This window comes from Endozoicomonas acroporae (assembly GCF_002864045.1).
Taxonomy (GTDB): domain Bacteria; phylum Pseudomonadota; class Gammaproteobacteria; order Pseudomonadales; family Endozoicomonadaceae; genus Endozoicomonas; species Endozoicomonas acroporae.
In genome coordinates this window covers 1-13,988 of the sequence record NZ_PJPV01000101.1, presented here as the reverse complement: position 1 = coordinate 13,988, position 13,988 = coordinate 1, and the positions used below count along the sequence as shown (strand labels likewise).

General features: G+C 49.5%; 10 protein-coding genes. 3 read left to right on the top strand and 7 right to left on the bottom strand.

Annotated features, from left to right (window positions below; translation table 11 throughout):
• Positions 1-147: 147 nt before the first annotated feature.
• The 3 genes from CX664_RS16585 to CX664_RS16575 form a co-directional block, all read right to left on the bottom strand.
• Complete coding sequence (locus CX664_RS16585; RefSeq protein WP_101747822.1) at positions 148-1,023, bottom strand: enoyl-CoA hydratase; 876 nt, start codon at positions 1,021-1,023, stop codon at positions 148-150.
• A gap of 27 nt (positions 1,024-1,050) precedes the next feature.
• Positions 1,051-2,325 carry a CaiB/BaiF CoA transferase family protein gene (locus tag CX664_RS16580; RefSeq protein WP_101747821.1) on the bottom strand — a complete coding sequence of 425 codons (1,275 nt, stop codon included), beginning with the start codon at positions 2,323-2,325 and terminating at the stop codon, positions 1,051-1,053.
• 258 nt (positions 2,326-2,583) lie between these two features.
• On the bottom strand, positions 2,584-5,598 hold the full coding sequence (locus CX664_RS16575; protein ID WP_101747820.1) for an NADH-dependent flavin oxidoreductase: 3,015 nt from the start codon (positions 5,596-5,598) through the stop codon (positions 2,584-2,586).
• A gap of 635 nt (positions 5,599-6,233) precedes the next feature.
• On the opposite strand from CX664_RS16575, the gene CX664_RS16570 reads away from it, so the two are divergent.
• Positions 6,234-7,463, top strand: a complete 1,230-nt coding sequence (locus tag CX664_RS16570) for an L-lactate MFS transporter (RefSeq protein WP_163372101.1) — start codon at positions 6,234-6,236, stop codon at positions 7,461-7,463.
• Positions 7,464-7,594: 131 nt separating this feature from the next.
• On the opposite strand, the gene CX664_RS16565 is transcribed toward CX664_RS16570, so the two are convergent.
• From CX664_RS16565 to CX664_RS27070, 4 genes are all read right to left on the bottom strand, one after another.
• Positions 7,595-8,356: an IclR family transcriptional regulator gene (locus CX664_RS16565; RefSeq protein ID WP_101747818.1), complete on the bottom strand. Its 762-nt coding sequence runs from the start codon at positions 8,354-8,356 to the stop codon at positions 7,595-7,597.
• Positions 8,357-8,476: 120 nt separating this feature from the next.
• Positions 8,477-9,748 (bottom strand): CaiB/BaiF CoA transferase family protein, encoded by a 1,272-nt coding sequence (locus tag CX664_RS16560; RefSeq protein ID WP_101747817.1) that lies wholly within the window; start codon positions 9,746-9,748, stop codon positions 8,477-8,479.
• Between the two features lie 386 nt (positions 9,749-10,134).
• Complete coding sequence (locus tag CX664_RS16555; protein ID WP_101747816.1) at positions 10,135-11,079, bottom strand: FAD:protein FMN transferase; 945 nt, start codon at positions 11,077-11,079, stop codon at positions 10,135-10,137.
• A 99-nt stretch (positions 11,080-11,178) separates the two neighbouring features.
• The gene (locus CX664_RS27070) at positions 11,179-11,490 is read right to left on the bottom strand and encodes an FAD-binding protein (RefSeq protein WP_219622214.1); all 312 of its coding nucleotides are present in this window, start codon (positions 11,488-11,490) and stop codon (positions 11,179-11,181) included.
• 1,152 nt (positions 11,491-12,642) lie between these two features.
• Between CX664_RS27070 and CX664_RS27065 the strand changes: the two genes are divergently transcribed.
• The gene (locus CX664_RS27065; RefSeq protein ID WP_219622213.1) at positions 12,643-13,278 is read left to right on the top strand and encodes a reverse transcriptase domain-containing protein; all 636 of its coding nucleotides are present in this window, start codon (positions 12,643-12,645) and stop codon (positions 13,276-13,278) included.
• 26 nt (positions 13,279-13,304) lie between these two features.
• A complete protein-coding gene (locus CX664_RS27060; RefSeq protein ID WP_206679430.1) occupies positions 13,305-13,943 on the top strand; it encodes a group II intron maturase-specific domain-containing protein in 639 nt (212 codons plus the stop codon).
• Positions 13,944-13,988 lie beyond the last annotated feature (45 nt).

The window sequence follows — 13,988 nt, the reverse complement described above, 5'->3', positions numbered from 1 at the left end:
TCTAAAAATTCCTGCTTCTTCGTCAAATAGCCCCGCTATTCTCCTCAGGATCAGAAATTTTTATCCTCAATTTCTCGCAATCCTCGCTACGGGGTCGCCTAGACGGGCGCTATTCTCGGACAGCCTCCTGGCAGGTGTTTCTGCGTTCTAGCGGTGTCGGAAAACAGGAGCCCGTTTGGCAATAAAGGCGTGCATTCCTTCTTTCTGGCCTTCGGTAGCAAAGGATGCCTGGAACAGGCGGCGTTCGTGGCGCATTCCTTCATTAAGAGGGGTTTCGAAGGCAACATTGACGGATTCCTTCGCCATACGCACTGCCGGGTCGTTGTAAGCAGCGATGGTATGGGCAGCTTCCAGTGCAACCTGTAACAGATCTTTGGCTGGTACTACACGTGCTACCAGGCCTGACGCTTTAGCTTCCTCAGCGTTGATAGTTCGACCAGTCAGCACCATATCCATAGCCAGGGACTTACCAACCGCTTTGCTGAGACGCTGGGTACCACCGATACCCGGCAGGATGCCGAGCTTGATTTCTGGCTGACCAAACTGAGCATCATCGGCAGCGATAATGAAGTCGCACAACATCGCCAGCTCACAGCCACCACCCAGCGCGTAGCCGCCTACCGCAGCGATAACCGGTTTTTGAATGGCCTTCATTTCATCCCATGGAGCAAAGATATCGTCACAATAGAACTCGGAGAAATTCAGGTTCGCCATCTCTTCGATGTCAGCGCCAGCGGCAAAAGCCCGGGCACTGCCGGTAATCACAACGGCACCGATATTATTGTCTTTATCAAACTCTTTGAGCGCATCCACCACTTCACGAGCCAGCTGGCGATTCAGTGCATTCAAACTTTTGGGACGATGCAGAGTAATGATCCCCACCCGTTCACGACGTTCAACCAGAATGACTTCCGGGGTTTGCGCTGTGGATGCAGCTACCACTGCCAGAGGGGACTTTTCTGCTTCAGTCTTCTGTTCGGAATTGACAGACTTAACGGTCAGGTTGGTTTTTTGCTTTTGCATCACAGGTACCTATAGTTCTTGGGTCTGTTAGTGAACGGCTGGAGCAACAGCTTCTTGCAGCTCAGGCTGATCAGCATGGTGGTCATCAATTTGACCTTTAACAACGGCGTCATAAGCTCCGTGGCTCGCCATCAGTTCATCAAGAATCGCTTCACGATGCTCATTCAGCATAGGTGCCTTGATTGGCACTTCAGGATCAAATTCGGTCAGGTTGCTCAATTTAACTGGGTTGCCTGCCGTACGTACCGGCCGGTCGTGCTCTCCTTGAACTTTGATGATCATGCCACGGGCCAGTAGCTGAGGATGGTCGAACAACTTGTCAATGGTATTGATGGGTGCACAGGGAACACCCTCTTTATTAAGGGCGTCGATCCAATGCTGCATCGGCCTGGTTTTGGTGATCGCCTCTACTTCCTTAACCAATTGCACACGGTTTTGAACCCGCAGGTCGTTGGTCAGAAACTCTGGTTTCAGTGCCAGCTGATGTGATCCCAGAGCGTCGGCCATCAACATGAAAAGCGTGTCGTTGCCGGTGCAGATCACAAACTTGCCGTCCTCAGCCATAAAGGTCTCAAAAGGCGCCAGCGATGGATGGTTGTCACCGGTTCGGGTGGGTACAATACCTTCAACGTCAAAACGCGCCAGAGCGGTCTCCAGCAATGAGGCCTGGCAATCGAGCATGCCGATGTCGACCCGTGCTCCCTGAGCATCATGGCTGCGGCTGTAAAGCGAAGCCAAAATTCCTATGACAGCAAACAGAGCAGCACCCAGATCACCTATGCTGGTACCAACGCGGGCAGGCTCGGCATTAGGCCAGCCGGTCAAACCCATAATCCCGCCCATTGCCTGTACCACCATGTCGTAACCTGGCAGTTCACTGTACGGACCGCTGTGTCCATAGCCTGAGATGGAGGTATAAACAATATGTGGGTGGGTTTTGGCCAGGCGCTCCGGGCCGTAGCCAAGTCGTTCCATAACACCGGGACGAAAATTCTCAACGACAACATCACTGCTGTCCAAGAGTCGTTCCAGCAGTTCCCGGTCACGGGGCGATTTAATATCGAGGGAGATGCTCTCCTTGCCTCGGTTGAAGCACATGAAATAGGCTGAATCGTTTTCAATAAAAGGCCCGAACGCACGAGTGTCGTCGCCAGTACCAAAACGCTCAATCTTGATGACCCTTGCCCCAAGATCCGCCAGAATCATTGTGCAATAGGGTCCGGAAAGTACGCGGGAGAAGTCTAATATCGTGACACCGTGCAGCGGGCCAGGTTTGTACTCTGTGTCGCTAGTAGGATCCATAGTGGCTACTCCAAGTTTTATACCTTGCCAAAACGATACGGAATGTATCGTATTACGCGCAGGTTAAAAAACAACCTTAATTAATTAAGGAATTGGCCCGAAATGATTCCGACATTTCTGAGCCTCGAAACTCCGTTCGTCCTGAGCCTGTCGAAGGGCGTGTACTCCGGCCTCGATTATCGTGCCAGTCACCCTTCGACTCCGCTCAGGATGAACGGAGACCGAGTTTAAAATGTCGGAATTATTTAAGGACAATTCCTAAGCAAGCTCGGAGACGCTCTCACCAGCAATACGGCCGAAGGTAAAGATATCAATGAGTGCATTACCACCCAGACGGTTACCTGCGTGGATTCCGCCGGTCACTTCACCTGCTGCGTATAATCCCGGAATAACATCGCCTGCTTTATTAATGACACGAGCCTGCGTATCGATCTTCAGGCCGCCCATGGTGTGATGAACGGAGGGTTGACGCGGAGTTGCATAAAATGGTGCCTGCTCAACCTTCAAGCCCAAGGCGCTCTTATGGAAATCTGGATCATGACCTTGCTCTACAAAGCTGTTGTAACGCCCAATGGTTTCCACAAACTCTGCCACGGGTACAGCGATTTTCTCTGCCAGCTCTTCAAGAGTGTCTGCCTTGATGATGACACCTTCTTCAATTTCCCGTTCGATGGTTTCATCAGAGGTATTCGCTGCGGTTTTACGAATCTCGCTGTCGGCAATCATGTAAACCAGACCACCATTGTTGAAGAAAGACTCAGAAAGCACGTCGCGGCTTTCACATTCATCAACGAACCGCTTGCCACTTTTGTTAACAAAGACAAAGTTTTCAGGCGGTACAATGAGCCCTGTCAGAAGTGCGCCAGACTTTGGATCGCCGATCGGCATTAGCTGGGCAAATCCCATACCCGTCAATTCAGCACCGGCTTTTTCACCCATCTCAATACCATCACCAATCAGGGCTGGTGAGTTAGTGGTTTTGATGTCATCAGCAATTTTATTCCAGTATGTGTTGTACTTCTTGAGCATTTGGGTATTGGCACCAAATCCACCGGAAGCCAGCACAACACCATGGTTGACATGCAGTATCAGTTTGGTGCCATTGGTCTGTGTCGCATTAATGCCTTCCACTTTGCCATCGTTGATAATAAGGTCGGTGGCACGGGTGTCGGTCATGATGCGACCGCCTTGCGCCTTAATGCATTTTTGCAGCTTATCAACAAACTCCAGGCCTTTTTGGCGTTTTGGTTTGTGTGCACGACGCCACAAAGCACCAACAGCAATATCAACCGCACTGCGGTTAAAGTCGATTCCTTTTTCGGTCAACCAGTCGATGGACTCCATAGAGCGACTGGTGAGCGTTTTAACCAGATCGTACTGACCATAAATGGCGTTACCTTTGAGGTCGGTGCGCTTGCCACCTAAATAGGTCTGAATCAGGTGCAGTTCAACCGAGTCAAACAGATATTTTTTGCCGTTTTCCAGATCGTCAAAGTAAGCAGTCAGTTGCTCTTTAAGTGTTTTAAAGTCGAACAGGTATTCTTCGGCAATTTCAGATTCTGGTGTTGCTGCAATGCCCTTCAGGTAGCCGGCTTCACCGGGCAAGGCAGAGAAATCACTTTGCCAACCGGGCTCAGCAGCGTTCACCCAGCCACCGGTACGGACCGTATTACCACCAATGGCCGGGAATTTTTCCAGCAGGATAACCGATTTGCCTTTATCCAGTGCCGTTAGCGCCGCACTCAGGCCCGCACCGCCACCGCCAACAACGACCACATCAACGGTCTCTTCAATGGTTTCCGTTGACCATTCAATCGCCTTTTTGGCCTTGCAGCGAAGCGCTTCGGAGTGACCGCCAGCCAGGTCAACCGCATTGGATACACCGTCAATAACCGCCTGGCTACTGGCTGTAGCGCCAGAAATGACATCGACATTGAGCGATTGCTCATCAAGAATTTGTTGCGGAATTCGCTCAAACGCCGGGTTGGCAATACCTTCGGATTCGTTTGAAGAGTCGACAACGATATCAAGGATTTTATCTTCCGAGAAGGTAACCGTCACCGGCAGCTTGCCACTATGCCCAATACCATAAGCCGTGTACTGACCGGGCTCAAATTCAATTTTTACGTTTTGCAGTTCTTTGATACGCTCATTCTTAGCCTCCTCAGCCGCTCTATCGACAATCATGTAGTCCATGATGTCCCAGAGTGGGGAAGGAATATGCAGCTCATCTTGCTGGTTAATATCAGCAAACTCTGCGCAGACCTCGTTGTTGAGTGCCTTGGTGGCCCAGGCAGGTTCCAGCAGACAACCCTTGCCAACACTGATGAGATCATAACCTTGCTCAAGGGCTTTATCTGCATCTGCCCGCTGTGCAATACCGCCAACACCAATAATAGGTACCCCCACCAGGCTTTCGCTCTTTTGTCGTAGATATTTAGCGACGAGCGGTTCTTTATCGTCAGGGTTGACAATGGAATTACGCGCCCAGTTACCCATTGAGACGTGCAAATAATCCAGACCGCTGGTAGCCAGTTTATCCAGAAGATACAGGGTATCTTCAAAACGGATGCCTGGTTCCTCAATTTCCTCCGGAGAAAAACGATAGCCAATAATAAAATCAGGCTTGTCACTGGCTGCCACAACGGCTTTGGCTTTTTCCAGAATCGCCAGGGGGAAGGTGGTTCGTTTCTCGATATCGCCACCCCATTTGTCACTGCGACGGTTTGAGTGGGGAGAGAAAAATTGCTGGATAAGGTAAGTGTTGGCACCGTGGATTTCCACGCCATCGAAGCCCGCCAGAATGGCACGATTTACAGCATGACCAAAGCGTTCAATCATGTCTTCGACTTGCGCTCCTGTCATCTCCAGCGGTGTTTCTGCATTATCACGCAGGGCGGCAACCGGGCTGGCTGATATAGGTGTATGACCACCGTTGTATTCTCCGTTCGCCATACGACCAGCATGGTAAACTTGCAGTATGGCTTTTGAACCTTTTTCTTTGATAGCCCGGGATAGCTTTTTGAGGCCTTTGATTTTGTTGTCTGTGTCAATACCTAATGCCCCGGGGAATGCACGACCATAGTTCTCTACAAAAGCACTTTCCACAATGATTGCAGCAGCATCGCCCGCACGGGATGCGTAGTAATCAATCATCAGTTGAGTAACGCCGCCGTCAAAAAAGGCAGACTGAATTGTCATTGGTGCCATCATTATGCGATTTTTCAGCGTAGCCCCTGATCGAAGTATTAGCTCATCGGCTAGCTTAACCATGCACTCTTCCTCTTACAGATTGGTTAATCAGTAAGTTAATTATCATATCAAATGCACTTTGGTTTTATTAGAATAGAGTTTTTCTAATAAAAGTATTTGATATATCAAGCGATCTATTTAAATAACAGATGTATAAATATAAAAAATGATGCATATAACTTTAAAATCTTAAATAAATAGGGGGGCAAAATTTTCAAGATGGTATCAAGCTAATTTAAATGCTTTTTGGTCTCGGTCAACGTCTTGATTTTTTGTGGTAGTAAACCGTCGTCTGAGTCGAAACTGTTATTTAAAAAGCTTTAATAAAATTATTTAGTTATTTTCTGAGTAGTGAGAGCAAAACAGGATTAACTTCCTCAGCTGCCTGCAAAGACAGCATTCGTGCTATATCCTGAATGAAGTCGCCATCGACGACATGAATCGACGACATGAAGTAGATCAAAATGACAGGAAATATGATTTCATTTGGTTAACTGCTTACCTTGTCTGCCTGTGCTAATAAGGCTTTTTTCTTCAAAAGAAGACTGGGAATCCTTCCCTGGTGAGTTGGATTGCATAGCATTTCAGTAAAGGTGAAAGACGTCAGTCGACAGGCGACAGAAGTAGCTTTAAGTGAGGTACCTATGATAACTGATATGAATCGTGGCTGGATCGTAGTGACGGCTGGCCTGACTATCAACTTAATGTTTGGCAGTCTTTACACGTGGAGTATCTTCTCGGAGAATTTTATTCAAACTCAGGGCTGGACCGCTTCTCAGGCATCCACGCCCTACGCAACGGCAATTGCCGCGTTTGCGCTAATCATGCTGGTAGGTGGTAAGCTGCAGGATCGCCTGGGGCCGCGCATTGTGATCACCATCGCAGCTCTGTGTACTGCGGCAGGTCTGTTCCTGTGTAGTGCCATGCCGACCAAAATGGGCGTTATTCTGGGTTTTGGTGTTCTGAACGGTGCAGGCATCGGTCTGGGCTATTCCGCAACGTCTCCGGCAGCGGTGAAATGGTTTAAGCCGGAGCAAAAAGGTTTAATTGTCGGTCTGGTTGTCACCGGCTTTGGTTTGGCACCGTTGTATGCGGCTCCGTTGGCCAAATACCTGATCGCAGAATACGGTCTGTTTGCCAGCTTTAATATACTGGCTGTGTTCTTCGGCGGTATGATCGTTGCCGGTGCTCAGTTCATGAGTGTTCCGGAAACAGCACCGAACATTGCTGATAAAAAGGCGAAAGAGATCCCGGTGGTTGCTGGTGGCTCGGAAACCGGTGAGTACAACTGGAAGCAGATGATCAAGACGCCACAGTTTGCCATGTTGTGGCTGATGTTCCTGGCGGGTTCCATGACCGGTCTGATGATCATTGGTCATATTGGTAACATTGCCAACCTGCAACTGACCGGTACGTTTAACATTACCCTGCTGGTTCAGGCGTTTTCTGTCGCCAATGCTCTGGGCCGCCCGGGTGCAGGCTTAATGTCTGACAAGATCGGTCGCGCACGCACTATGAGCATTCTATACATGTTGCAAGGTGCTGTGCTGTTGGTGTTCGGTCGTTTTGATACCTTTGGCATGATCCTGATGGGGTCAACGGTTATCACCTTCACCTATGGTGCAGCGCTGGCGGTATTTCCGTCTGCTGCGGGAGACTTCTTCGGTACCAGGAACATGGGTTTTAACTACGCTATCCTGTTCACTGCGTGGGGGGTTGCTGGCATGGCGGGCCCGAAACTGGCAGGTTATCTGGTGGACACCACTGGCGGTTATAAGAGTACCTTTATGATTTGTGCCGGAGTAAGTTTTGCAGCGGCTGCCATTGGTCTTATGGTCAAACCACCGAAAAAAATGGCTAATGTTGTGAAAGCGGAAGCTGTTTAGGCAGTTTGAGTATGTTGACGAGGCTCTTGATGGATTCCGGGAAGTTCCTGGTCAACCCTGAAGTCCGGATAGAGCCGCTTTACCACGCTGACAAAATACTCCATGCCGAGGTTTACTGCCTTTCTCCCCACTTAACATTCAAAAGAGCCCAGTTCTAAAGCTGCCTGACGGAGCAGGGGTTCGAACTGCAGCAATTCAGTCAGGCTTTTTCTCAGGATCGGCGCATGGGTGAAGAGACAGGCAGTTAGCCTGTCTTTCTCATTCCTGACAGGGACAGAGATGGAGGCCATACCGTCGATGAACTCTTCGTTTTCTACACCGCGGTCGTTATCGGCTATTTCCAACAGTGTCGACTCCAGCTCTTTCGCAGTGGTGATGGTGTTTCGGGCCAGCATTTCCATGGGAAGATTGTTAATGATGCGCTGGCGGTCATCCTTCGGCAGGGAACTCAGATACAGCTTCCCACTGGCCGTACACCATACCGGCGTGTGGCTGCCGATGGGCAAGTGCACTTGTAAAGGCCAGTTGGTCTGGACCCTGTCGTAATAGATCATCTCCGTACCATTGGGAATTGAGATGCCGCAGGTCTCTCCTGTTTTATGGGCCAGCTTTTGCAGAACTGCCTGGCTCAGGGCCTTGAAACGGCTGCTGTGGAGTATGCCAAATGCAGTGGCTTGCAGCCGGTCGGCCGGGATCAGAAGACCTCGTATATTCGTTTGCAAGTACCCTTCGGCTACGAGTTGTTGCAATATACGATGCACACTGGGTTTGGGTATATCCAACAGCAGGGCCAAATCGGCTGGACTTAAAGGACGTTCGGCCTGAGCCACGGACTCGATAATCTCAAGTACACGGGTGATGGACGAACCTTTTTTTCTCCTTTCAATAATCATTACAAATCCTGCATTTCAAATTTTTTCCCGATAGGCAGGCTTGGTAACCCAAAACACTAAAAAGCCAGCCCTACTGGTTAAGGAGCTGTCCTGAAATAATTTCGACATTTCTACAATTCCTTAGTTAGTGGCTGGAGCGGCAGCTTCGTAAAACTCATGCAGATCAGCGTGGTGGTCATTATTTTGACCTTTAACAACGTCATAGGCTCCGTGGCTGGCCATTAGCTCATCAAGAATCGCTTCACGATGCTGATTCAGCATGGGTGCCTTGATTGGCTTTTCAGGATCAAATTCGGTCATGTTGCTCAATTTAATTGGGTTGCCTGCAGTACGAACCGGCCGATCGTGTTCTCCTTGAACTTTGATGATCATGTCACGGGCCAGTAGCTGAGGATGGTCGAACAACTTGTCAATGGTATTGATCGGTGCACAGGGAACTCCCTCTTCGTTGAGGGCGTCGATCCAATGCTGCATTGGTTTGGTTTTGGTGATCGCTTCTATGTCCTGGACCAATTGAACACGGTTTTGAACCCGCAGGTCATTGGTCAGAAACTCTGGTTTCAGTGCCAGATGGGGTGACCCCAGAGCGTCGGCCATCAGCAGGAAGAGTGTGTCATTACCTGCACAGATGACAAACTTACCGTCCTCGGCCATAAAGGTCTCAAAAGGTGCCAGCGATGGATGGTTGTCACCGGTTCGGGTGGGTACAACGCCTTCAACGTCGTAACGCGCCAGAGCGGTCTCCAGCAATGCGGCCTGACAGTCGAGCATGCCGATGTCGACGCGTGCGCCCTGGGCGTCACGGTTGCGGCTGTAAAGTGAAGCCAAAATACCTATAACACCGAACAGGCCTGCACCCAGGTCACCAAAGCTGGTGCCAACACGGGCAGGCTCTGCACCGGGCCAGCCGGTCAAACCCATTACTCCGCCCATTGCCTGTACCACCATGTCATAGCCTGGCAGTTCACTGAACGGGCCGCTGTGTCCAAAGCCTGAGATAGAGGCATAAACAATATGTGGATGGGTTTTGGCCAGGCGCTCCGGGCCATAGCCAAGTCGTTCCATAACACCGGGGCGGAAATTTTCAACAACGACATCGCTGGTGTCCAGAAGTCGTTCCAGCAGTTCCCGGTCGCGTGGTGATTTAATATCGAGAGAGATGCTCTCTTTGCCTCGGTTGAAGCACATGAAATAGGCTGAATCGTTTTCAATGAAAGGACCAAACGCACGTGTGTCGTCGCCTGTTCCAAAACGCTCAATCTTGATTACCCTTGCCCCAAGATCCGCCAGAATCATTGTGCAATAAGGTCCGGAAAGTACGCGGGAGAAGTCTAATACCGTGACGCCGTCCAACGGGCCTGGTTTGTATTCTGTTTCGCTTGTGTGATCCATAGAGGCTACTCCAGTGTTTATAACCTAACAATAACGATACAGAACGTACCGTAATTTCACAAAGGTTATAAAACAACCGTTTTTTCTCATTGTTCGGGTTTGACTGGAAAAACAACCCCTTCAGGTCAATAAAACCAATTTTATTTGCTTTGGTGGTTAGGTATTAATCCTGTTTTTGAATTATCAAAGAATCAGCTATTCGTATAGTCCTGAAAGCAAAAGACTTGCTCTCAAGGGACGTTAAAAATCCGCTGACTCTTTGAATGGTTTTAGCGGCAAGACGATGGTAGCGACTTCAGACAGCAACCGATCAGGCTAATGCTCTGCTGGTAATTTACTCCCCATGTGAATCGAGGTGGTTTAATCCCACATCCATCAGTTGTCAGTCAGAGCAGCAGTATAAGCTGCCCGCTATCCTCCAGGCCTTGCGTGCAATGAAGATCACCCTGCCTTGAAATAACGACAGCTTCAATATTTGACTGTTGGTTCAGATATGAAACCGACGCTTCAACGGAAGAAAGAAATCCCGCAGTGCTCCAGATTTCGCCATCGACAGAATGTTTGGAGATAATGGTCACACTGGCGATATCGGTTGAAATTGGCCAGCCTGTTTGTGAGTTGAGGAGATGGTGGTAATGCTGTCCGTTTGCCTGGAAAAAACGCTCGTTGATTCCTGAGGTCACCATGGAAGCACATCGGAGCAGAACGATACGGCAGGTCTCACCACGACTTGACTGTGGATTTTGAATGCCAACATGCCATGCCTTGGTTGTGTTTGCCGGCGAGTGGCCAATGGTCAAAACATTGCCGCCCAAATTAATGATTCCCTGTTTAACGCCTGCGTCCAGCAGATACCGTTTGATTTGATCGGCAAAGTAGCCTTTGGCAATGGCTCCCAGGTCAATCTCCATACCGGGCTGGGACAAGTACACAGAGTGATTGTGATCATTCAGAGTAATTTTTTGCGGATCAACTAACGATATTTTTTCAGCAATTTCATCCTTTGTTGGCACTCTGGCATCCTTAAAGCCGATGCGCCAGGTCTTAACCAGTGGGCCTATGGCAATATTGAATGGATTCCTCAGGTCATCACTGACCGCTTTTGCCTTTTTGATCAGGTGATACATGTCCGGCGGAACGGTAACCGGTTTTACTCCTGCATTTTGATTGACACGCATTAACTCAGAATCAGGTTGATTCACTGTGAAGCGCTGTTCGTATTGGTGGAGTTGAAGGTAGGAGTCCTGAATAAGCTGCACACCATTGGGGTGATGAATCTCCAGGTCAATGAAGGTTCCCATCATGTGAAATCGGGTTTTAAATCGTTTCATCGAGGTCTGCCTTTTCACGCTCTGCAAGACGCTCTATAAGACAAAGGGAGAGCACTGCTCCCCTCTGAATGATGTAATTCAACATTTATTCAATGTTGCTTAAGCATGGCTGGCAACGCTCTCGCCGGCAATACGACCGGTAAAGATATCAATAAGTGCATTACCACCCAGGCGGTTGTCTGCGTGGATTCCGCCGGTCACTTCACCTGCTGCGTATAAACCGGGGATGACGTCACCTTCTTTATTGATAACACGCGCCTGCGTATCGATCTTCAAACCGCCCATTGTGTGGTGAACGGAGGGCTTGTGTGGAGTGGCATAAAACGGAGCCTGCTCAACTTTCAAGCCAAGGGCGCTCTTATGGAAGTCAGAATCATGACCCTGCTCAACAAAGCCGTTATAACGCTCAATTCATGTAAATCAGACCACCGTTGCTAAAGAAAGATTCAGAGAGCACGTCGCGGCTTTCGCATTCGTCAACGAACCGCTTGCCGCTTTGGCTAACAAAGACATAGTTTTCAGGCGGTACAATCAGTCCTGTCAGAAGTGCGCCAGACTTTTTCAGTTAGCCAGTCGATGGACTCCATAGAGCGGCTGGTGAGCGTTTTCACCAGGTCGTACTGACCATAAATGGCGTTACCGTTGAGGTCGGTACGCTTAGCACCGAGATAGGTCTGAATCAGGTGCAGTTCAACCGAGTCAAACAGATAGTGTTGGCCGTGTTTCAGATCGTCAAAATAAGTCGTCAGTTGTTCTTTCAGTGTTTTGAAGTCGAACAGGTATTCTTCGGCAATTTCAGATTCTGGTGTGGTGGCAATGCTCTTCAGGTAGTCAGCTTCACCGGGCAGGGCGGAGAATTTATTTTGCCAGTCAGGTCTACAGCGTTTGCTACATCGTCAATAACCGCCTGACTACTGGCGCTCTTAGGGTAGACATTAAGGAGTTGTCTGGAAATAACTTCCACATTTCCAATTTGCCTGGTGAGGAGAAAATCTTGCCACGGAGACACAGGTGTGACACGAGAGCAGAGTCGGTCTGCTCGTAACTGCAATTGAGATGGAGGTAGGCCCTCCGGTGGCGGCTTCTGGAAGCAGCCATCAAACCACCGTAAGCTGCGCCGGTAAAGAGCCGGTGTGGTGAGCGTTACGGAAAAGGCGCAGCTTGACTGCGTCAGGTGTGAGATCAGGAGATGAACGCAAGTGAACCACTGATGACGTCTCGAAACGTGGTCTGATGACATCAAAAATGGAGAGCTGTGTTGCTCCATGATGAGCTCAGGGGATAGCCAGTTACTGCCTGAGCGGTGTCCGGGATATAGGTGGCATGAACTGATTTCAGGCTCTTTTGTGGAACGTGGGAATCTGTCGTTCTGGTGTTAAGGGAGCCAGCCAAGCAGCTGAACTGTGGAGGCTGTGAGTACCGATACAGAGCACAGAGGAGGACCAGTCCGGTGTAGTGATGAAGCCTCTGTAATGGAGGTGGAGCGAAAGGACTGGCTTATCCGGTTGAAGCAACAGATCAACCGTCATTTATAGCGTTGTTTTATAAAACGGGATGAGTCTGATGACTGAAACAAAACCGTTCACAATTTCGAAACAGCTTGTTTATCAAGCGTGGCTGAGAGTGAAAGCGAACAAGGGGAGTGCCGGAATTGACGATCAGTCAGTAACTGACTTTGAGGCTAATCTGGGCAGGAACCTGTACATGCTATGGAATCGAATGTCGTCGGGAAGCTACTTTCCTCCCCCCGTCATGCGTGTGGAAATCCAGAAGAAGGATGGAGGCACGAGACCGCTGGGAGTGCCGACAGTAGCCGATCGCGTAGCCCAAACGGTGGTGAAAATGATCGTTGAGCCAGTAGTGGAACCCGTTTTCCATGAAAACTCCTACGGTTACCGGCCAAACCGGTCAGCACATCAGGCGCTGGCTGTGGCTCGGAAACGTTGCTGGCAGAGAGACTGGGTAATTGATCTGGATATCAAGGGCTTCTTTGACAATCTGGACCATGAGCTGGTCATGCGGGCAGTGGAGCACCATATCAAGGATCGTTGGGTTTTGCTGTACATCAAACGTTGGCTCGAAGCTCCGGTAATGGATGGGGATAAAATTGTTGAGAAAGAGGCAGGAAAAGGTTCGCCACACGACTGCATGGATGCAGGAGGTAGGGCAATGCAGGAGCAATTGCCGAGGGTGGAGTGATTAGCCCGCTGCTGGCCAACCTGTTCATGCATTATGCATTTGATCACTGGCTGACACGTAATATCAGCGGAGTCTGGTTTGAGCGTTACGCTGATGATGCATTAATCCACTGTCGTACCAGGGAAGAAGCTGAATTTGTGTTGGAAGCTGTCCGAGACCGTTTACTCGAGTGTGGTCTTACACTGCATCCAACCAAGACAAAGCTGGTGTATTGCAAGGATAGCAACAGGCAAGGGGAGCATGAAAACATGACTTTCGATTTTCTCAGCTACACCTTCCGACCCAGATTGATCCGAAATCGATATGGAAAGTTCTATGTGAACTTCCTTCCGGCAGTCAGTAGGGCAGCAGTTCAGGACTTTCGGAATAAGATTAAGGGCCTTGAAATCCCAACGAAGAAAAGAGGCTGTGGCCTTTTGGAAATTGCCAGAGAAATAAATCCACGAGTGCGGGGGTGGATAGGCTACTTCGGTAGATTCTATGCATCGATGGCTGAAAATGCCCTTTACTATGTGGAAGATACCTTGGTGCGCTGGGCTATGGGTAAATACAAGAAATTGAAGGGGCGCAAGGCTAAAGCTGGCCGATGGCTGGCGAGCATTGCAAAGAGAGTCCCGATGTTTATGGTTCACTGGCAGATATGTCAGAAACCAGCGGTTGGGTAAGAAGAGCCGGATGAGGGGAGACTCTCAAGTCCGGTTCTGTGAGCG